Below are 20662 nucleotides of genomic sequence, written 5' to 3' on the forward strand. Positions count from 1 at the left end.
TTCTGCATCTGCGTTTATCTGCGTGCATCTGCGGTTAAAAAAATCTTAACTTTATCCCCAAAAGCCATCAAACTCATAAATATCTAGTAAATATCATCAACCATCATCTATGCCTAACGGCACGCTGCGCTATCATCTGTGTCTATCTATGGTTAAAAAATCTTAACCCCCAACCTTTAACAGCCCAACTAAAAAGTACCCAATCCAACAAAAAACGCCTGACTTACCATCAGGCGCTTGCTCAAAAATTTACAGATTAAACAACTAAGCTGTCTAGTAAATTCTTCCAGAAAAAGAAACTAATTTCCTCTAGCCACCGGCACACTCTTAACAGCTGGCGCAGATGCCGCCGACTTTGGTTGCACCATTGTGGCTTGCAACATCGGAGTCCGGCTGACAGAACTATTCGCCAAAGTCAGGAAAGGATTAGACAAAATTCCTGCCAGAGAAGTCGCGACTAATGTTAGTACCAAACCAACTTGCAAAGGCCGCATTCCGCTCAAATCCCAACGGATTGGTGGGTAATTCTTCACAGCATCGGACATTTCCTGGGGTTCTTTGACAACCATCATCCTGACGACGCGGATGTAGTAGTAAATAGAGACAACAGTGGTAACTAACCCCAACAAGACTAAACCGTAAGCGCCTGATTGCCAGCCGGCCCAGAATAGGTAAATTTTGCCAAAGAAGCCGGCAAGCGGAGGAATGCCGCCCAAAGAAAGCAAGCAAATACTCAGTGCTAACGTAAGCAGAGGATCTTTTTGATACAACCCTGCGTATTCGCTAATTTGGTCTGTGCCGGTGCGGAGGGTGAAAAGAATAACACAGGTGAAACCTCCTAAGTTCATGAACAAGTAAATTAGGAGATAAAACACCATGCTGGAATAACCGGCTTGTGTGCCGGTGATTAAGCCAATCATCACAAAGCCGGCTTGGGCGATGGAAGAGTAAGCCAGCATTCGCTTCATGCTAGTTTGGGCGAGGGCAACGACGTTCCCCAACACCATACTCAACACAGCTAAGGCGGTAAAGACAAAGTGCCACTGTTCGGTGACGACGGGGAAAGCAGTGGTTAACAGGCGGATAGCGAGGGCAAATCCAGCGGCTTTGGAACCGACAGAAAGGAACGCAACAACAGGAGTTGGAGAACCTTCGTAAACGTCAGGTGTCCACTGGTGGAAAGGAACCGCTGAGATTTTGAAGGAGATGCCGGCAATTGCAAAGACTAAGGCAATCACAACTGCTAAAGATTGACCGGCATTGGCGTTGGCGATGCCGGTTGCAATTGCCCTCAGCTGGGTTTCGCCGCCTGACATTCCGTACAGCAGAGAGACACCGTAGAGGAAGACTGCCGAACTGGAAGCGCCTATCAGCAAATATTTTAAGGCGGCTTCATTGGAACGCGGATCTCGCTTGGTGTAGCCGGTGAGTAGGTAGGAAGAGATACTTAGAGTCTCTAAGGAGATAAAGATCATCACCAGTTCATCAGCGCCGGAGAGGAACATCCCTCCGATGGTGGCGGTGAGTAAAATTGCCAAGAATTCCGCTATGGATGTGCCCGATTGCTCAACGTAGGTGATGGACATTAAAATTGTCACGGCAGCCGAGAGGGCAACAGTGCCGCGAAAAACGACACTTAGGGGATCGCTGTTAAAGCCTCCCAGAAACCCAATGGTGTTGGTGCTATCCCATTGATAATAAAGGGCGACGGTTGAAGCGAGAAGGCCGACGATCGCCACGTAGGGTGTCCAGCGGGCGGAGGTGCGCCCGACGATCAGATCGCCCACGAGTACGACCATGAGGGTGATGATGACGATCCCCTCTGGCAATACTGTGCCGGCGTTTAGCTGGGCTGCAAGATTGGCAAAGTTCATAAGGCTAATTAGGCAGATATTGGTAGCGCTTGGCAGCAATGCTTAAAATTATTTTACAATCTTGAATTTTACCGTGTTATTTGCCCTACTGTCCGATAATGTAGGCGTTCGCTTCAGTTTGGCCGGCTCGAAAACAGTTTTTAAACACGCCAGCTATCGAGTTTTAAGTTGTAATTTAATGCTTGATTCGCGGATCGTGAGAGCAGTTGCCGGTGATTACCGTTAAATTCTTTTGAAGTACAATTGCAGCAATTAACACATCAGCAAGAATGTATTGAGTGTCAGTATTTTTGCATTAAGAATTTTGCCGTTTCGTGCTTTAAAAATCGATAAAGCAAGGAAATCAAGAAGAAGACTTTAAGAATTCTTTACCAAAAAATGTGAAACCTTTAGACACTGCTAGCTTTCACAAAAGAAAAGATATTTTAGAGAGAATCTCACTCACGAATTGCCAAGTTCTTTAGACCGGCACGCCGCTGCTTTCACTGCTTCGATTAAAGCTGAACGGAAGCCGGCGTTTTCTAATTCAGCAATGCCGGCAATTGTGGTGCCACCCGGACTCGTGACCCGATCTTTCAATTCAGCGGGGTGTATTCCCGATTCTTGCAACAGCAGTGCTGTCCCTAAGACTGTTTGCAGTGCCAACTTCGCCGCGACTGCACGCGGCAAACCTGCATAAACACCGCCATCTGTCAAGGCTTCTATTAAAATTGCCACATAACCAGGGCCAGAACCCGAAAGGCCGGTTACCGCATCCATCATGGATTCGGGTACTTCTACCACTTCCCCTACAGCCTGAAGGATTTGCTGCGCTTGCTCTAGATGTTGGGGTTGGACGTGTTTGCCGGCTGCAATTGCTGAAATACCCGCTCCTACCGTTGCCGGGGTATTTGGCATCGCTCGGATCACCGGCCAACCCGGAAAAGCGGATTCTAACTTACTAACCGTAACGCCGGCTAAAATCGACACCACTACCGGGATCCGGCTATCTGTCACGCAGGCAACTGTCTGGGCAATTTCTACCGTCAGTGCGTCAAATACTTGAGGTTTTACCGCCAACAGCAGTACATCTGTTGCAAAAGCAACGGCGCGATTGTCTGCTGTAACCTGCACACCGTATTGCTGCGATAAAACACTGCGCCGGTGCGGTTGGGGGTCGCTCACTAAAACTTCGTCTGACCGATAAACTTGTTGAGCGACCAAACGGGATAATAGAGCTTCTCCCATTACCCCACCGCCAATGATGCCAAGCTTGATACTCATTTGTCCTTTATTCTTAGGGGTCAGTTGTTTTGGCCACTGACCGCTGTACAGGCGGGTTTCACCAACCCGCCCTTACCGATGACTAATAACTTTATTGAACCATGCGGACTTGTTCTGGCGTCCAGTTGGCAGCGGGTGCTGTGCCGGCCGGGCGAGAAGCCCGCAGGTGCGGCTGGAGAACATCATGAACAACACCGGATTGGGTGCTGACTTGAACACAGCTCGGTGTAAAGAGGAAGATGCTTTCCCCAATGCGCTCTTGATGGCCGTCCAGGGCATAGGTGCCGCCGGCAATAAAGTCTACCGCCCGCTGAGCTTGGTCTGGATCCATCAAGGTCAGATTTAAAACAACAGACTTACGTCCCCGCAGTGCTTGAATCGCTTGAGGCATTTCCTCAAAGGTGCGGGGTTCCATAACCACCACTTCAGAGATTCCGCTAGCAGCTCCTGGCAATCCAATCACATTACTTATTCCTGTACCGATAGGTGCGCCGGTCATAGATTGCTCGCGTAAACGAGCACGATTCGGACGGTCTTCTGCCGTTTGAGGCGAGGCATTTTCTTCTTGATAGACCGTTTGATATCTGTCTCCTTCCATCTCGTCGTACTCGTACTCGTAATCAACGGACTGGTTGAGACCGACAAAGTCGCGTAGCTTAGAAAATATGCTGTTCACGGTTGACGCTCCATTACAACTAGGGTTAACTCTAACAAACAGATTCCCTCGATAGGAAGATTAAGCAAAGCTTCTAGTTACAAGTTTTTGGACAAAAACCCTATTCACTTTAAGCGTTTGAATTGGATTTTATGGCTGGGATCTCATTTTTTAGCCAGCTTGAGAATAATTTGCTGGTTGCTGACTTTTTTGAGATCGCTGGGCGAGTATTTGAAGCGCTTGCTAAGGGAATCTGGTTTCCGCTCACTCCTTAAGTGTTAAGTTTATGTCCTCTGCACTGTCCAATTTAACAGCTTATTTTATACCGCAACCGGCGTTTTTGTTATTAACCAGAGAATTATATTGTCCGTTTGCCAAACAACACCGTCCCCAGCCGGATCATTGTCGCACCGGCTTTAACCGCTAGCGGGTAATCATCAGACATTCCCATCGACAGTTGCTGCATTTGCATATTTGGCCAATTTTTTTCTGCGATTTGAGCGGCCAGTTCACGGGTGCGCTCAAACACAGTCAAGGTTTCAGCCTCATCTATGCCGAGGGGAGGAATTGTCATCAAACCTTGAATTTGCAGATGCCGGCACTGAGCGAGATCAGGCAGATCCGCGAGTAAATCGGGGATCGTCCAGCCAAATTTGCCGGGATCGCTCAAAATTTTCACCTGTAAGCAAACTTGGGGCGTAAAAGGCCCCTCTGAAGCCAGCCGGTCTAAGCGCTGAGCTAATTTCAAGCTGTCTACCGAATGAATCCACTGAAATTGCTCCAAAGCTTTTTGGACTTTATTGCTTTGTAGATGCCCGATCAAGTGCCAAGTGATATCAGGCAAATCTGATAACTGTGTTTGCTTGGCTTCCGCTTCTTGGACGCGACTTTCGCCAAAATCTCGAATTCCGGCGGCGTAAGCTTCTCGCATCGCATCCACCGGCACCTGCTTGCTGACGGCAATCAATCGCACATCAGCCGGTAAGCCGGCGCGAATATTCGTAATCCGCTCAGCAATCGTCATTGAAATGTCCGGTGATGAATCACTTGCAGTTGATCGTACTCCTTCATCTGGCCAGTACGGCGGAGCAGGCGTAAACGATTTTCTACCATTAAACGAGCGTCAGCGCGAGTAACCGGCTCAAATTTCATGCCTGTGGTGCTGGCACTCACCAGAAAAAATAAACGCTGGGCATAAAGTGTGGTGAACAATTCCTGATCTTCGCCCAGCACACATATCTGGTAAAGCAGGCCAAACGTAGGATGATTTAAGTAATTTTCTGTATCCATTGATTGTCCGATTCGCCTCTGGCATGGCTCAACGTTGTTAGATATAAAGAAACAAGGGATTTTGGGTGTTTACTGGACAAGCTGATTAGATCACCCATGCCTGACTTTCCTCAACAGGCTTTAAATTCAAGAGCAAAACGCCAACGCGGTTGCAGTGCAATACTCTCCGTCGTGACTGATGCTCACCTGCCACTGGCACTGTCCCCACTCAGCAACCAAAGCCGCAGCTGCCCCATATAGATATAGTTGCGGTGCACCCGTGAGCTGGCGTTGAATTTCAACATCGGTGTAGCGGATTCCCTGCCAGCCGGTTCCCAGCGCTTTCACAACCGCTTCTTTGGCAGCCCAGCGCCCCGCAAACCGTTTGATTGAGGCTTGATTACCGGCTTCGCTTCTGCTGCGTGAATTGCCCTCCAATTGAGTACAATCACGCTGTTCAGCTGGGGTGTAGACTCGCCGCACAAAACGTTCACCAAAGCGGTCTAACGCTCCTTGAATCCGGGGAATATAAACAATATCCGTGCCTAGGTGAATGGTCAAAGTGGCCGATCTCCACGATGTCAACCATTACTTTAAGAGAAAATGCCCCCCATTGCGCGAATGTTTGTTTCTTTTGACAATACGGCTTTGAGCGCTATGACAATCAGGGGGGATATATTTGCGTTTGTTCGAGGGCGGCGAGCTGAGCTTTTGCTTTTTGCAAAGATTCACACCACTCTTTCTCCGGATCGCTGTCTGCGACTATGCCGGCACCCACTTGACCCCAAACGATGTTAGAGGGCTGAGTTGAGCTTGACTCAGGCGTGAATAATAGGGTGCGGATCAGGATATTTAAGTCTAAGTTGCCTTGCCAATCTAAATAGCCGCAAGAACCGTAGAACAAATTGCGACGCACCAGCTCTAATTCTTCAATAATTTCCATGCAGCGAACTTTGGGGCAGCCGGTGATCGTGCCGCCGGGAAACATGGCGCGAATCAAATCTGCGCTGTCACAGTTTGCTTGCATGGTGCCAATGATGTTGCTAACGAGATGCATGACATGGCTGTAGCGCTCGATGGTAAGTAGTTCATCCACACAAACCGATCCCCACTCACAAACTCGCCCTAAATCATTGCGCTCTAAGTCAACGAGCATGATGTGTTCGGCTTGTTCTTTAATATTGGCGAGCAAGTCTTTGGCAAGTTGTTCGTCAAGTGCCGAGGTGGTGCCGCGTGAGCGTGTACCGGCAATGGGACGGGTTTGGGCTTGCCGGTTTTGCAGTTGCACTAACCGTTCTGGAGAACAGCTGATCACGTCTCCCCAAGGTGTCTGCCAATAGCTAGCGAAGGGAGAAGGATTAATTTGTTGCAAGGCGCGATAAATCGACCAGCTTTCAGCGTTGGTTCGGGTTTCAAATCTCAGGGAAAGATTGGCTTGAAAGATATCACCGGCACGAATATATTTTTGAGCTTGCAGAACGGCTGCCTGATATTCTGCTTGAGACATTTGGAATTTAGGAGCCGGCATTGGAGATTTCTCCCCGTCTCCCCGTCTCCCCGTCTCCCCGTCTCCCTCTCTCCCCTTCTCTACTTGCCCCTGCATTCGATCCAGTTCACCGCTATCGCTAGCGGCTAACCACAAGGTTTGCTCGTGATGATCGAGGACAGCAAAGGATGCCGGTTCGTACCAGTAGGCAACCGGAAAGGGCAGGGGATCGGGTTTTAAATTGGGTAGACGCTCAATTTCCTTGGCCAAATCGTAGCCCAACCAGCCCAGCCAGCCGCCGGTGAAGGGGAGTTCTGAGTTCTGAGTGGTAAGTTCTGAGTTTGTGGCGCGTTGCAACTGGCGGCGGAGGAAGGGGAGAATTTCACCCACTGCCGGTGTCCACATTTGGGGCTTGCCATCTATGATTCGAGGAGCGCCGGCACAGATGGAATATCGCGTTAGGGGTTGACAGTCTCCATTTGCTATATATGGACTTTCCAGCAGGGTGGCAATTGCATTTGTAGGTGAGTTGCCGGCATTTGAGATGCGAAAAAGGGCGTCAAAGATTTCTGAGCCGGTACGATTTTCTAAGGGAAGTGTTCGCCAATACCAGGGTTGTATAGGTTGCATGAGAATCTTGGAGTTATCTCCAATTTAAAATCTAAAATTAATCAAGCTTCCCATCCCCAAATCAAGCGCGCCGCCCAGAAAACAATTAAGCCGGTTAAGGCGATTCCGTCCCAGGTTTTTAAGCGCAATTGATACCACTCGACGCGATGTTGATTTGGGCTGGTAAAACCGCGCACTTGCATCGCACTGGCGATTTGAGCCGCACGTAACAGTAAGTTTTCTAGCAGCTTTTCGGCCACCATTAACCAAACTTGCGTAGCACCCCGGAAGCCAAGTTTTTTCCAGTTAATTGCCCGCGTCCAGATGGAGCGAACTAAGTTTTGCACTTCTTCCAAAACCAGGGGAATAAATCGCAAAGATAAGGTTAAAGTCAGAGCAATTTCTGTTACCGGCCAATTGAAGCGTCGCAGGGGTTGCATTAAGCTTTCAATGCCGGCAGTAATTTCTTCGGGTGCTGTGGTGAGTAGGTAGAGGTTTGTACTGTAAATTACCGTAAAGTATAAGGTACTGAGGCTGATGGCAAGTTGCAGTGAGCGTCGGCTAATTTTTAATGGCCCTCGATTAAATAAAATGTAATTGTAGTCGGTGGGCTGGGGAAGAGTTTTGATTTCGGTTTGTGTGTCGGCAGTCCCCTCTTTCTGCGGGTTTTCTCTCCAACCAAAGGGGTTATACCAGGAGTTGCGGCGCACCGGCACCGGCGCTACAGTTGCCGGTTGTTGGGCAAAAGTTATCTCATTTGTCGGCAGTCTGGGTTGATAGCTAACGGCAATTCCGTCGGGCGCGAAAGCCCCCAAAACGAAGATAAATGTACATAACGTTAGCAGCCAACCTAATTGCTGCCGCCACACCCGCCAGGGAATTTTTGCACTCAGTGTCAGCACAATTAGAATTATTACCAGGGCAAGACGCCAAAGCGAATTTGCCAGAAGCGGGGCAATTAAAAAGCTCATCAGCCATGCAATTTTAACGCGCGAATCCAGCCGATGTAGCCAAGTAATGGGTTGTTCTAGATATAGTCCAAGCGGGAGTGAGCGCAGTAAGTCCATCTGAAGATTTTAACTTTTTAGGTTTGTTATAAATTTTACAGTTGGGTTATTTCATTTTTAAATAAAAATTGTGGTTTTATTAAATTATCTCCTATTTTATTTAGTATGTTCACTCAAAAGCCTAGATTCATTTACTAGGAAATTAAATACTTTCTATTTTTATTGTTTATATAAATAACTATATTTGAGTTAAAGAGTGTTTTGTATGTTCTCAGAAATTTGGCATGAGTTGAGCTAAATTTTACTAAAAGCTATATAAAATAGGGGCGTTTAAACCGGCACTGTTAGCGCATCGGGAATTCGCCCCTACAGATCCTGAAGATTTTAGATTTGACATTCAATCTAAAACCTAAAATCTCCAACTCTAATGGCGGGTCGCACGGTTAGCGGTTTCCCGTTCGGCTTCACGAGGTTTTTTGCCACGCCAAAGCAAACGAATTGGAGTGCCGGTGAAATCCAAATGTTTGCGGAATTGACGTTCGATGTATTGGCGGTAGTTGTCATTAAACCGCTGGATATCATTGACAAACAAGGCAATCGTCGGCGGTTGACTTTTGACTTGAGTGCCATAATAAATTTTTCCCTGCCGGCCTTGACGAGTCGTAGGGGGAGAGTGCCAGCTAAGTGCTTCTTGCAAGACTTCATTAATGACAGCAGTGCTGATGCGGCGTTTATGCTGTTCAGCGGCAGTATTCACTAAGTCTATAATCTTCTCAACTCGCTGGCCGGTTTGGGCGCTGACAAAAATAGTTTCTGCCCAACCCAAAAAATACATCCGGTCTTTGATCTGTCTTTCGTATTCGTAAATCGTGTGAGAGTCTTTGTCAACTGCATCCCATTTGTTGACAACAAGGATACAGGCGCGACCTTCTTCTTCAATGCGACCGGCAAGTTTTTGATCTTGTTCAGTAATGCCATCTACAGCGTCAATCACGAGTAAGACGACATCCGCGCGGCGAATCGCTTTAAAAGCACGGTTAATTCCAAAAAACTCCGGCCCATACTCGACGTTTTTCTTTTTGCGGATACCGGCTGTGTCGATCAGGCGATAGGTTTGGCCATTGCGTTCCACCACCATATCAATCGCATCACGGGTGGTGCCAGAGATAGGGCTAACAATCGCGCGGTTTTCCCCAACAAAAGCGTTCAAAAGACTAGATTTGCCGACATTGGGGCGTCCAACAATGGCGACTTTAATTTCAGCGGTTTCGGCGATTTCCTCCACCGGCGGCAAATAAGTCAGCACCACATCCAATAAATCACCCGTCCCGCTACCGTGAATGGCAGAAATGGGATAAGGTTCTCCCAGTCCTAGTTCCCAAAATTGGGCAGCTTGGGTCAATCCTTGTTCAGGTGACTCGCATTTGTTGACGGCAAGTAAAACAGGTACCGTTTGTTGGCGCAACCAGTCTGCAATTGTTTCATCAGCAGTGGTCGGGCCTGTTTGGCCGTCTACGACGTAGATGGCGACGCTGGACTCTGCCAACGCAGCCAATGCTTGTTCGCGGATCAGGGGTAAAAATTCAGTGTTATCGTCAAAAACTAAGCCGCCGGTGTCTACAACCATAAACTCGCGATCGCTCCAGTAAGCTTGCTGGTAGGTGCGATCTCGCGTTACGCCCGGTTCATCATGCACAATAGCATCTTGTGCGCCGGCGAGGCGATTGACAAAGGTGGATTTGCCCACGTTTGGGCGTCCGATAATAGCAACAATGGGCAAAGACATAACCGGAATTCAAGCGCTTAGCCGCGCTGAGGGAGCTGTAAATTACTATTGTACTCGCTGTCTCGGATTAGAGGCTACCGGCTACTTAAATTGTGACGAAGTAAAATTTAAAAACTAAAATCTAAAATTAAAAGATGGAACGAGCAATTTCATTGCTGGGATTGGTATTTTTTGTCGGGCTTTCCTATGCTTTTTCAATAAATCGGCAGGCGGTAAGGTGGCGTCCGGTGTTGTGGGGAATTGCTTTGCAGTTAATTTTTGCCCTGCTCATTCTCAAGACATCTGCCGGGTTTACTGCGTTTAAGTTTTTGGGCGATGTGGTGAGCCAGTTTTTAAATTTTTCGGATGCCGGCGCAAAATTTGTATTTGGAGATAATTTTGCCGATCATTTTATTGCCTTCAAAGTGCTGCCAACCATTATCTTTTTCTCCTCTTTCATCACCTTACTTTATTACTACGGAATTTTGCAGCGAGTCGTGCAATGGGTAGCCTGGGGAATGATGCGAACGATGGGCACTTCCGGGGCAGAATCACTTTCCTGTGCAGCGAATATTTTTGTCGGTCAAACCGAGGCACCCTTGCTCATTCACCCTTATGTGCCATTTCTAACTCAATCAGAATTATATGCCGTCATGACCGGCGGATTTGCCACCATTGCCGGTGGCGTAATGGCAGCTTATATTTCCTTTGGAGTGCCGGCAGAACATTTAATTGCCGCTTCCGTAATGTCTGCCCCGGCAGCGTTAGCAGTCTCAAAACTTTTTTATCCAGAAACTGAGAAATCCCTCACAGCCGGTACGGTACAAGTAAAGGTAGAACAAGCTTATGCCAATGCCGTAGATGCAGCAGCTTCAGGCGCACGCGAAGGCGGAAAACTAGCGCTAAATGTAGGGGCAATGCTCATTGCCTTTTTGGGGCTTTTAGCGATGTTAAACGCGGTGCTAGGTTGGCTAGGAGGATGGGTTGGTTTGCCCCAACTTTCTTTAGAATTAATCCTCTCTTATTTAATGTGGCCGGTTGCTTGGCTAATGGGAATTCCTGTTGCTGACTGCGCCGAAGTGGGTATCCTGTTGGGTAAGAAAACGATTCTGAATGAATTTATTGCTTATTTAGATCTGAAAGCATTAGTAGAAAAAAAAGTAATCTCAGAGCGAGCCGTAATTATTGCAACTTATGCTCTCTGTGGCTTCTCTAATATTGGCTCAATTGCCATTCAAATAGGTGGCATTGGTGGTATGGTGCCAGAACGTCAGCCTGACGTAGCTAGACTAGGATTTCGAGCAATGATTGCCGGCTCCATAGCTTGTTTCATGACAGCTTGTATTGCAGGAATGCTATTGTAGAAAGCTTCCAACAATAATAGATAAAACATCCTTCTTCATCTGCGTATATCTACAAAATTTTATCATCCCACTCCGCTTACATCTGCGTTTATCTGCGGTTAAATAAAAAAATCCACTTTACCGAAAGATTAACCTTAAAAAAATTCCAACGAATCACATCATGAAAGACTTGAAAAAGTGGAAAACCTTAAACTCTAACCTAGTCTTTAACAATCCCTGGTGTCAGATCAGACAAGACGAAGTAGAATTGCCGAATGGTAAAATAATTGACGATTTTTTCGTCAATATTCGACCAGATATTGCCCTTGTATTTGCCCTCACAGAAAATCAAGAAATTGTATTTGTACGACAATATCGGCATGGAGTCGGTGAAATTTTTATGGAATTACCAGCTGGCGCTGTTGATCCAGATGTTGAGAGTGCAGAATCTGGCGCAATGCGAGAACTAACAGAAGAAACTGGCTACACTGCCGGCAACTTAACTAAAATTGCCACCTTATATGACAATCCCGTTAAAGATACAAATAAACTCCACTTATTCTTCGCTCAAAATGCTAAAAAATCAAGTGAACAAGTCTTAGATATTACAGAAGATATAGAAGTCGTTTTAGTGCCGGCATCTAAAGTTATGGATAAAATAGCAGCCGGCGAGATTTGCGTTTCAGGAAGCATCGCTGCAATTTTCTTAGGATTGAATTACTTAAGAAAATTAGAGCGAGATTCGACCGTTTAAACTTACCATCCCCAAGTGCCGGCACCGCCTTTAAATGGCCCGACAATCTGACTGGTAATCCAGCCACCGTAAAAATCTCCAGGCTGTGGCTGCACTTTTTCACCATCCACATAACAAGCTTCCATCCGACTCGGATAAAAAGCAACATAATCTTTAAGAGACGCAAAAGTCGGGGTTGGATTTGGATAAAACCAGCCGGCATCTCGTACTTGCTGATCACCAGCACTCACCGTATAGTAGCCGGCACGTCCTTTCCATTCACAAAAACTTGATTGTGGAGTCTGAGAAAGATACTCCATCTTAATATCTTCTGGGGAAATATAATAAACCGGCGGATGACTGGTTTCTAATACCCGTTTAGCACGGCGAGTATCAGCAATTGTAATGCCATTAAAAATCACTTGAATATGCTTAGATGAATCCTCCAAACGAGGGGGACGTGGATAATCCCAAACAGATTCTTGTCCTGGTCCAGGTTCGATGCGTTGGCGACTCACTTTTATACTTTCCTCTCTGAAAATTCCTTAAAAAATAATTAAATGAGCTAAAAAGAATTCAGAAGAAATTTTTCCTGATTCACCCAAACTTCTGAATTCTTTTTCTGATGCCGGCAGTTCGCCTTCCCTAAGTAGGGATCAGCTCGCCTGGACGCAACTGTGCCCACTTGCCCATTTCTTGTTTAAAACTTGCACACCCTACAACATCCCATTCCATTTCAATTTCATCCCCACGCGGGCGGATATTAACATTAATCGTGGGTTCAATCGGTTCAAAATCTGGGGTTTCAGTAAGGTGACGTTCTTCATGCTGGGTTTCAACGGCATTATAAGTCAGGCAACGGTCTACATAGTGGCAGTTAACACAAATACACATGATTAAAAACCTCTTGACATTTCAACAGGTAGCTTGAAGAAATCTCTGATATTACAATTAAGACAAATTAGATTTGAGATTGCAATAAATCTGAGCTGAAAATTCTGGCAGCCGGCGCAGTATTGTTATTAACGATTGACACATTTAGCAGGCTTAATAGGCTAGTCGCTTCCTGAGCTGGTTAATTTTTGTGACTATGCTGGCATTTTACATCGATAACCGATTGGTTCGCGCACTGCCCGGTTATGGGGCAAAATTTAAGTATGGCAAATCCTCCGTCCGCAGCATTTTCTCCCCTATCTCCTGAATATTGGCCATTTAGCCTAGAATTACTACCGCAACCGGCTTATTTAGTCGGAGGCGCGGTTCGGGACGCGCTGCTATTGAAAGACCGTGAGTATTTAGACCTAGATTTTGTGATGCCGGCACAAGCAGTTCAAACCGCTAGCCAAATCGCGGAACACTACAGTGCTGGATTTGTGCTGCTTGATACCGACCGGCAGATTGCCCGCGTAGTATTTAAAGATGCAACAGTAGACTTCGCCCAACAGGAAGGCGACAGTCTAGAACGCGACCTACATCGGCGAGACTATACCGTCAATGCGATCGCCTATAATCCTCACACTGGCGTCTTCATCGACCCCCTGCAAGGCTGTGCGGATATTGAGGCCGGTTTAATGCGGATGATTTCGCCGGCAAACCTCAAAGATGATCCGTTGCGCCTGTTGCGTGCATATCGACAAGCCGCACAGTTAAATTTTTCCATTGAGCCGGCAACGAGGACTGCAATTCGCGCCTTTGCACCCCTGCTGGGTTATATCGCAGCAGAACGAGTGCGTAGTGAATTGAGCTACCTTCTCGCTACTTCCGAGGGAACACCCCAGCTACAAGCCGCTTGGGAAGATGGCTTAGTTGAAACTTGGTTCCCCAGCGCTAACGGCAGCAGTTTGGCTCAAGTTGCAGCCGTTGATGAGTCCGCCGCCAAACTTCAGCATACTTGGCCAGATTTTGGCACGGAACTGTGCCGCAGCTTGCGAGATACCTCAAAAACCTCGTTATTAGCCATTGCTAAATTGACGAGTTTGCTCGATCCAGAGATCCAGAAAGCTGAAGCTCAATTATTGCGCCTGAAGTACAGCCGGCCTGAAATGCAAGCTGTCCTGGCAGTGTTAAACTTTTTGCCAGATTTGCTGCCGGCGGCAAATGCTTTTTCCGTACCAGAGCAGTATTTTTTATTTCGCAATGTTGGTACGGTGTTTCCCGCACTCGCCGTTTTTGCCGTAGCGTCAGGGATGCCGGTGGATGCGATTGCGCCTTTAATTGAGCGATTTCTCACCCCCAACGATCCCGTCGCACATCCGATTCCCCCACTAACCGGCAGAGACTTGATGACAGCTTTGAATTTACCGCCCGGTCCTCTAGTTGGCAGACTCCTCACCGCAATAGGGGTGGCACGCGCAGAAGGCAAAATTTCTACACCCGAAGAGGCGCTGCAATTGGCGCAACAACTTGTCAACAGTGAAGTGTGAGCCGTGTTAGCGATCAGCAAAAACAAAAGCAAATTGATATTGTGCTAAAGTAAACATTTCAACTTGCCTAGGCATTTGGACATTTCATCACAGCTTTCGAGCTGCTTTAGGAGTGAGTAACAACTTTTACTTGCTCAATCAGTTGTTTTTTTGAGGCCAACATGGCTAAACGCCGCAATCCTAAAAAAGAAAAAGCCCTTCGGAACCAAGCTTACGCTCGCCGGTTTCGTAAACGGTCAACAACAGGCCGGTTTGGAAAAAGACGTTTCTACCGCGATAGTCGCCCTGAGGACTCTAAGAGTGAAAATGAGGGCATGGGCGCTGCAGATGACATGGATCATCAGTAAGCAGCTCAGCATAATTGCTAAGGTTTAATCCTTCATTCTCAAGTTTCCTGTAACTTTTCCTGGGAATATAGCCAGGATTAGGGGATGGAGAGATTGAAAAGAAGTGGGAGGGAAAGGCGAAAGTAAAAAAAGAATTTCTAGACTTGTCAGCTAGTTTTCAATTTGTTATTTGAGTCTTTGCCCTTCATTTCTGAAAGTTACAATTTAGACCTTCTCCTACGAAAATTATTTTTTTATTTAAAAAGCCGCTACACTTACACAAATAAAGCTTCGTCAAGTGTCTATTCTGACGCGAAAAAAGCTGGAGTTAAATTTTTTTGATAGAGTCTTTTATTTTTTGCTTATTAAAAATTAGAAAAAAACTTACCTGTAGAAAATTTTATTTTTTTAGACTATAAACCTATCAATTTGGTATAATTGTCAGGCTGTGATCAATTTATGTTGTTGGAGACGCATAAAGGCTATTTTTAGTGTCAGGTTAACAAATTAAATATTAACTTTTTACGACGCCCTCTTAATTCTATATCAGATTTCAGTACTTAGGATTATCTATTATTTTTCTTAAGTTTTGACATAAGCCTTTCAAAAATACGTTTAAAAGGAAATTTGCGAAAGACTAAAAAGAGAGAGATTGATACGTCTTAGGGTATAAAAAATTTAAAAATTAGATAAGTCTATAGAAAGATGAAACTGCCCCTCAAAGATTTTTAGGATAAGGCCACAAGTCAAGAAGTTTAAACCCTAAAAAGTCTTGTTATGGCAGACAAAAGTAAGCGCGGATTTGCGTCAATGGACGAAGCAAAACAGCGTGAGATCGCAAGCAAGGGCGGTCAAGCCGCTCATGAAAAGGGAACCGCTCACAAATTTTCGCCTGAGGAGGCTAAAGAAGCCGGTCGTAAGGGCGGTGAGATTGTGAGCCAGAATCGGCAGCACATGGCTGAAATTGGGAGAAAGGGCGGCGAGGCAGTCAGCAAAAACCGCAAGCATATGTCGGAGATTGGCAAAAAGGGCGGCCAGCAAAGCCATAAAGAGGAGTAAGGAATTACCAGCTGGGGCAAATTTACGAAAGTTAGTTTCGCCCTGAGTTAGTAGGGAGAAAAAATCATACAAGTGTCAATAAGTGTGGGTGTGGGATGCGGTTAAAGCTGAGAATTATTCTCGTGCGATCACATCCCAAAACCCTTCTCCCGGCATCGGCAGATGTCGCAATTGCTGATTAATCTGTTCGGCTGCGGCTTTGCCAGATTCTAACGCCCCTTCAATTTGGTTACCCCCACACCAGTCGCCACAACAAACCACCGGCACCGGCGTTGCGGCGGCAAGGTAAGTTTCAGGAATTGGCCGACTGACAAAGGCATAGCGCCAGCGGTGAACCTGCAACCAATCGGGGCTATTCAGCCAAAAATTTAAATACTCGCCGGCACGATCTAGCAACATCTGGCCGGCTGGTTGTAAGTCTTCCGCCTCTAAATAATCTTGAGCAAAGCTAGCACTACTGTTGGCGACAAACACCGGCATCTGAGAGTCGGTTCGTTTACTGCTATCCCATCCGATCCACGCCAGTTGATCGTCGTGGGGAAAAACAACTGTTTTCCAGGCAATCTCTCGTTGAGCTAAATCTTGCTGTCGATATGGTGAGTAGCCGGCGATCACGCTAAGGCATGGCTCAAACTCCACAGATCGCAGGTTTGCGATAAAATCTGCCGGCAGTTCCGTCTGCATCGGCTCAAGGATCGTCACAGCTTGAGGGGCCGGAATGGCCATGACAACAGCCCTCGCGTTCACCTCTTGTGGCTGAAGCATTTTGTCCAACGTATCGGGCGATTCTAGAAGCAGTTGCCATATCCCCTGATCCGTCGGCGTCATGGCCAATACACGCCGGCTTAACCAAATCTCTAAACCCGTAGCCAAAAATTTGCCCACCGCGTTCATTCCTGCCGGCGCAACATAGTAAGGACACCAACTTGAGGGGGCTGCCGGCGTCAAGCCCTTATTTTCGTCGTATATATACGTCTTGTCTGTCCACAGCTCTACAATATTGTGGGCCGACAAAATATGAACCAAACGCCGTAAGTGCTGGCCCTTCGGTTCTAAATACCGTCCTCCGTGATCCGCACGAATTTCCTGCACTCGGCGTGTGGCGACTCGTCCACCCAGCCCACGAGATTTTTCCAAGACAATCGTAGAATAACCGGCCTGGTGCAGCAATTGTGCACAAGTTAAACCCGCCATGCCGGCACCAATCACCGCCACATCAAAAGTCAGTGAGCTATCAGTCATCAGCCAGTTAGTTTAAATATTAAATTTTAGAGTAATCGAAAATCCTGGCCGGCAAAATTCAAAATCGCTCTTAGCCACAATAGTAGAATAAGTAAAAGCGAGAATCTGTGTGTGCGCTCCTGGCGCAGGCCAAGAGCGTTCGGCAAGCGCATCCGCAGATAAATAAAGGGAGGAAGCCGACATTGGACGAGCTAAGAGCAGCACTGGAACTGGCAACAGAAGAAGAATTACAACAACTGACGGACATTTTATTTTGCCGCCGGTTTAACCCCCTCGATTATGTTCAAACCCCTGCGCCCATTGATGTGAAAAGCCGAGACCGGCACGCCTGGTTGGATGCGATTGAGCAGCGATTTCGCTATTTAGCAGCAGATGGAATAACCATTTTGCGGGGGCGTAGCGAGCAGGTGAGCTACCGGCAAGTTTTAATTCAAGTCTGCCGCTATCTAAAAATTTCTTATTCAAATCAGCTATCGACAACCGATTTAGAAGCTGAAGTTTTTCTCAACTTACTCGGTCGAACCTGGAAAAAACTGCCGGCTTCCGAACAAGAAGCCTTAACCCGGCGCGTACAGAATTCCCTCGCCCAAACCAAGCTATCAAAACCCCTGCCGCTTTCAGTCCAAAAAGACCCTTTAGGCTTGCTCTTTAAAGGCGGTAGCGCTTTAGCTGTAAGTTCTGTCATCCAGCCGGTGTTGCTGCAACAAATCGCCCGTCAGTTTGCCATTCACTTCGCCACCTATCAAATGGCAAAGCAGACGCTAGCCGTGGGCGGGACAGCAGCGGCTAAAGGGTTTGAGCAATATGTTGCACTCCAAACAGCCCGTCGGGGCATGGCCGTGAGTGCAGCCCGTTATGGCGCAGCCCGCAGTGTATTTGCGTTTGTTGGGCCGGTGTTGTGGACTTGGTTTTTAGCAGATTTAGGTTGGCGGGCCATTTCCACCAACTATGCTCGGATTATTCCCACCATCGTTGCCTTGGCTCAAATTCGCCTCACCCGCTCTGAATGCTGGGAACTCGCATAAACATAAATTTTAGATTTTAGAGGTTAGATTTTTGATTGATAATGTATAAATCGAAAATCGAAAATCTAAAATTGGCTCTTGAACCCCGTTTACAGGCTCCTTGGAATTGTGCCCAAGTGGCGCTTTTTTTCCTTCCTTTAACTCCACTACTGGCAGTCTTGGGCCTCGCGTGGGCGATGTTGGTGACGTGGAAACAGCAGTTCCACACGATCATTCGGCGTCCGGCCAATCAAGGCTTGATTGTTTTATTTGTCTGGTTGGTAATTACTGCCGGCTTTGCTAATGATCGGCCTACTGCGTTTCTCGGTCTGTTTAATTTTTTACCATTTTTTATATTTTTTCCGGCGTTCAGCGTTCTGATCCAAACACCGGCTCAACTACGGCGAATCGCGGAGATTTTAGTCATTGGTTCAGTGCCGGTGGTGATTATCGGCTTGGGACAGCTATTTTGGGGCTGGGCCGGCCCGATAAAATTTTTATGGATTATTGTAGATTGGCTGCTGGCACCCACAGGCAATCCCCCCGGTCGGATGTCTTCTGTTTTTGAATATACGAATGTTTTAGCTAGTTATCTGGTCGCGACTTTTATTCTCGCCCTAGGGCTATGGCTGGAAACTTATCGGTCATTGCTGCTTAAATGGCAGCGACAGGAAACCCGCACAAAGCCTGACTACGCCGGTTTAAAAATCGCAAATCCTCACTGGAATGCCGATTTCAGACGCTGGGCATTTTTGACTGTGGCGGTTGCCGGCAATGCAGCGGCGCTGATTTTAACGAATTCTCGTAATGCTTGGGGAATTGCCGGTTTGGCCTGTTTGGTCTTCGCTGTCTATTTAGGCTGGCGGTGGCTGGTGGCTGTCGTTGTTGGGGTAGCCGGCTGTCTGCTGGGAGCAGCTTTTGGGCCTGATCCCCTCCGGTATTGGCTGAGAATCGCCGTTCCTCCTTATTTCTGGGCGCGAATCAATGACCAGATGTATCCAGACCGCCCAGAAGCCCTGATCCGCACGACTCAGTGGCAATTTGCTTGGGATCTCACCTTAGCGCGTCCCTGGACTGGCTGGGGATTGCGGAATTTTACCTCACTTTACCAAGCACAGATGCAGGAATGGCTGGGTCACCCCCACAATTTGATTTTGATGCTCAGTTCTGAAGCCGGTATTCCCGCAACGCTCCTATTATGCGGTGTCGTTGGGTGGGTTTTGGCTCAAGGCATCTTGCTGCTGCGCGATTGGCCGGCTGTTTATCCTACAGAGACAACTGCCCTCAGTTCCTCTACTGCTCGGTTAATTTTTTTCACGTATCTGCTTGCTTTCTTTGCCTGCACCTTATTTCACCTGTTTGATGTCACTTTATTTGATTTACGGGTGAATATTCTGGGGTGGTTATTGCTCTCAGCAATTGGTGGAATCGTTTATCAAAGAAAAGCAATTGTCACGAATTCCAATAATAAATTCAGGATTGGCACCTAACTGGGTCAATCCCAAGGCAACGGGTGCCGGTGGTTGAATCGTTACTTGTGTTGCCGGCACTGCCGCTAAAAATTTTAGGAACAGCGCAGAATCCCTAAGCTCGTTAAAATAGTTGAAAAGCATTCAACACTAAGCATGGTGGAGCTTCGGTGACTCAGAACAGGGCAAAGCGAAAAGATGAGTATCGAGTGGTGTACGATCGCACCGCCCTAGCGAATAGTTACTACACCCTGCTAGGGTTGCATCCTTCGGCGTCAGCCATAGAAATCCGGCGAGCGTATCGGGAATTAAGCAAGCGCTATCATCCGGATACAACGGACTTGCCGCCGGCTACGGCAAAGGAAAAATTCCAAAAACTGAACGAAGCCTATGCCACCCTCAGCAACCTAGAACGGCGGATGGCTTACGATCAAAAGATTCGCTACTCCAACATCCCCGTTATTCAGCCATCGGGTAACCTGAACCGCCCGATCAGCCAGTCTGGGAACCCGCAATACTCTTCGGCGTATCTAGACCCCACTGATCGCCCGCTTTCTGCCGGTGAAGTGTTTGCCCTGTTCATTCTGGGGATTACGTTTATTGGCTGTCTGTTATTAGCGATTGCTGTCGGCTTAACGCGGGGCGATGCAGCCTTGCAACCTATAGGGTTTAACAGCGAACTCAGACAAAAAATGCCGGCTCAAGAAATCACCTACGATGTGCCGATGTCCCAACCTTTTAATTCCTTAACAACCAAGCGTGAGAAGTAAAAAGCAGTTTTCTCACTTCTCACGTTATACGTCTGGAATTACTGCTATTATCTAACTCAACCCTTTAACCTTATGGCCATTCCACCCGCCGAGACTCCGCTGTACAACCATCCCCTCCCGGACATTGAGGACTGGCTACGCTCACAAGGATGCCAGCAAGACCGCAACCAGCTTCACTGCTGGCATCTGCAGCAAGCGAGCTGGGAAGCTGAACTCACCCTGGATATTGACCAGCTGACTGTGCGCTATCTTAATGCCGGTGAGGAGGGCCAAGATATTCAACGATCCTTTAAATACTCCCTCAGCCGCAGTGACATTGAAGCGGCGGTTTTCTCTGGGCCATAAAACTTTTGAATGCGTGAACT

Annotated in this window: 22 protein-coding genes; 10 read left to right on the forward strand and 12 right to left on the reverse strand. The window is 47.3% G+C overall.

Going from position 1 to position 20662, the window contains the following annotated elements; all coding sequences use genetic code 11:
- Positions 1 to 299 precede the first annotated feature (299 nt).
- Positions 300 to 1874, reverse strand: coding sequence for an NAD(P)H-quinone oxidoreductase subunit N (locus H6F56_RS15265; RefSeq protein WP_190669605.1), 1575 nt, complete (start codon positions 1872 to 1874; stop codon positions 300 to 302).
- Positions 1875 to 1935: 61 nt separating this feature from the next.
- Between H6F56_RS15265 and H6F56_RS15270 the strand changes: the two genes are divergently transcribed.
- On the forward strand, positions 1936 to 2100 hold the full coding sequence (locus H6F56_RS15270; protein WP_206753409.1) for a hypothetical protein: 165 nt from the start codon (positions 1936 to 1938) through the stop codon (positions 2098 to 2100).
- A 215-nt stretch (positions 2101 to 2315) separates the two neighbouring features.
- Here the strand turns inward: H6F56_RS15270 and proC are convergent, their stop codons facing one another.
- The 8 genes from proC to der all read right to left on the reverse strand — a co-directional run bounded on the left by proC (position 2316) and on the right by der (position 9949).
- Positions 2316 to 3137: a pyrroline-5-carboxylate reductase gene (proC, locus tag H6F56_RS15275; protein WP_190669609.1), complete on the reverse strand. Its 822-nt coding sequence runs from the start codon at positions 3135 to 3137 to the stop codon at positions 2316 to 2318.
- A gap of 91 nt (positions 3138 to 3228) precedes the next feature.
- Positions 3229 to 3813: a cell division protein SepF gene (locus H6F56_RS15280; protein ID WP_190669611.1), complete on the reverse strand. Its 585-nt coding sequence runs from the start codon at positions 3811 to 3813 to the stop codon at positions 3229 to 3231.
- Between the two features lie 337 nt (positions 3814 to 4150).
- Positions 4151 to 4822, reverse strand: coding sequence for a YggS family pyridoxal phosphate-dependent enzyme (locus tag H6F56_RS15285; RefSeq protein ID WP_190669928.1), 672 nt, complete (start codon positions 4820 to 4822; stop codon positions 4151 to 4153).
- Complete coding sequence (gene pipX, locus H6F56_RS15290) at positions 4813 to 5082, reverse strand: transcriptional coactivator PipX (RefSeq protein WP_190669613.1); 270 nt, start codon at positions 5080 to 5082, stop codon at positions 4813 to 4815. Before pipX ends, H6F56_RS15285 begins: the two co-directional genes overlap by 10 nt.
- 126 nt (positions 5083 to 5208) lie before the next feature.
- Positions 5209 to 5622, reverse strand: a complete 414-nt coding sequence (acpS, locus tag H6F56_RS15295) for a holo-ACP synthase (RefSeq protein WP_190669615.1) — start codon at positions 5620 to 5622, stop codon at positions 5209 to 5211.
- Between the two features lie 103 nt (positions 5623 to 5725).
- On the reverse strand, positions 5726 to 7177 hold the full coding sequence (locus tag H6F56_RS15300) for an anthranilate synthase component I (protein WP_190669617.1): 1452 nt from the start codon (positions 7175 to 7177) through the stop codon (positions 5726 to 5728).
- 41 nt (positions 7178 to 7218) lie between these two features.
- Positions 7219 to 8223 (reverse strand): energy-coupling factor transporter transmembrane component T family protein, encoded by a 1005-nt coding sequence (locus tag H6F56_RS15305; RefSeq protein ID WP_190669619.1) that lies wholly within the window; start codon positions 8221 to 8223, stop codon positions 7219 to 7221.
- A 364-nt stretch (positions 8224 to 8587) separates the two neighbouring features.
- Positions 8588 to 9949 carry a ribosome biogenesis GTPase Der gene (der, locus tag H6F56_RS15310; RefSeq protein ID WP_190669620.1) on the reverse strand — a complete coding sequence of 454 codons (1362 nt, stop codon included), beginning with the start codon at positions 9947 to 9949 and terminating at the stop codon, positions 8588 to 8590.
- Positions 9950 to 10083: 134 nt separating this feature from the next.
- On the opposite strand from der, the gene H6F56_RS15315 reads away from it, so the two are divergent.
- Entirely contained in the window at positions 10084 to 11292 is a 1209-nt protein-coding gene (locus H6F56_RS15315; RefSeq protein ID WP_190669622.1) for a NupC/NupG family nucleoside CNT transporter, read from the forward strand.
- A gap of 160 nt (positions 11293 to 11452) precedes the next feature.
- Entirely contained in the window at positions 11453 to 12025 is a 573-nt protein-coding gene (locus H6F56_RS15320) for an NUDIX hydrolase (RefSeq protein ID WP_190669624.1), read from the forward strand.
- 2 nt (positions 12026 to 12027) lie between these two features.
- On the opposite strand, the gene H6F56_RS15325 is transcribed toward H6F56_RS15320, so the two are convergent.
- Both H6F56_RS15325 and H6F56_RS15330 read right to left on the reverse strand, forming a co-directional pair.
- Entirely contained in the window at positions 12028 to 12522 is a 495-nt protein-coding gene (locus H6F56_RS15325) for a DUF427 domain-containing protein (protein ID WP_190669626.1), read from the reverse strand.
- 127 nt (positions 12523 to 12649) lie between these two features.
- Positions 12650 to 12898, reverse strand: coding sequence for a Ycf34 family protein (locus H6F56_RS15330; protein ID WP_190669628.1), 249 nt, complete (start codon positions 12896 to 12898; stop codon positions 12650 to 12652).
- A gap of 263 nt (positions 12899 to 13161) precedes the next feature.
- On the opposite strand from H6F56_RS15330, the gene H6F56_RS15335 reads away from it, so the two are divergent.
- From H6F56_RS15335 to H6F56_RS15345, 3 genes are all read left to right on the forward strand, one after another.
- The gene (locus H6F56_RS15335) at positions 13162 to 14427 is read left to right on the forward strand and encodes a CCA tRNA nucleotidyltransferase (protein WP_190669630.1); all 1266 of its coding nucleotides are present in this window, start codon (positions 13162 to 13164) and stop codon (positions 14425 to 14427) included.
- Positions 14428 to 14588: 161 nt separating this feature from the next.
- The gene (locus tag H6F56_RS15340) at positions 14589 to 14774 is read left to right on the forward strand and encodes a hypothetical protein (RefSeq protein WP_190669632.1); all 186 of its coding nucleotides are present in this window, start codon (positions 14589 to 14591) and stop codon (positions 14772 to 14774) included.
- 756 nt (positions 14775 to 15530) lie between these two features.
- Positions 15531 to 15812 (forward strand): KGG domain-containing protein, encoded by a 282-nt coding sequence (locus tag H6F56_RS15345; protein ID WP_190669634.1) that lies wholly within the window; start codon positions 15531 to 15533, stop codon positions 15810 to 15812.
- A 114-nt stretch (positions 15813 to 15926) separates the two neighbouring features.
- Here H6F56_RS15345 and H6F56_RS15350 read toward each other — a convergent pair whose 3' ends face one another.
- Positions 15927 to 17054: an NAD(P)/FAD-dependent oxidoreductase gene (locus tag H6F56_RS15350; protein ID WP_190669636.1), complete on the reverse strand. Its 1128-nt coding sequence runs from the start codon at positions 17052 to 17054 to the stop codon at positions 15927 to 15929.
- A 182-nt stretch (positions 17055 to 17236) separates the two neighbouring features.
- Here H6F56_RS15350 and H6F56_RS15355 point away from each other — a divergent pair, with 182 nt between their 5' ends.
- The 4 genes from H6F56_RS15355 (at position 17237) to H6F56_RS15370 (ending at position 20642) form a co-directional block, all read left to right on the forward strand.
- Positions 17237 to 18079 carry a YaaW family protein gene (locus tag H6F56_RS15355; protein WP_190669638.1) on the forward strand — a complete coding sequence of 281 codons (843 nt, stop codon included), beginning with the start codon at positions 17237 to 17239 and terminating at the stop codon, positions 18077 to 18079.
- 116 nt (positions 18080 to 18195) lie between these two features.
- Entirely contained in the window at positions 18196 to 19548 is a 1353-nt protein-coding gene (locus tag H6F56_RS15360; protein ID WP_309236537.1) for an O-antigen ligase family protein, read from the forward strand.
- Positions 19549 to 19697: 149 nt separating this feature from the next.
- Positions 19698 to 20297 (forward strand): J domain-containing protein, encoded by a 600-nt coding sequence (locus tag H6F56_RS15365; RefSeq protein WP_190669642.1) that lies wholly within the window; start codon positions 19698 to 19700, stop codon positions 20295 to 20297.
- Positions 20298 to 20369: 72 nt separating this feature from the next.
- On the forward strand, positions 20370 to 20642 hold the full coding sequence (locus H6F56_RS15370; protein ID WP_190669645.1) for a DUF3143 domain-containing protein: 273 nt from the start codon (positions 20370 to 20372) through the stop codon (positions 20640 to 20642).
- Positions 20643 to 20662: the final 20 nt, after the last annotated feature.

This window comes from Microcoleus sp. FACHB-672 (genome assembly GCF_014695725.1).
Lineage (GTDB): Bacteria > Cyanobacteriota > Cyanobacteriia > Cyanobacteriales > Oscillatoriaceae > FACHB-68.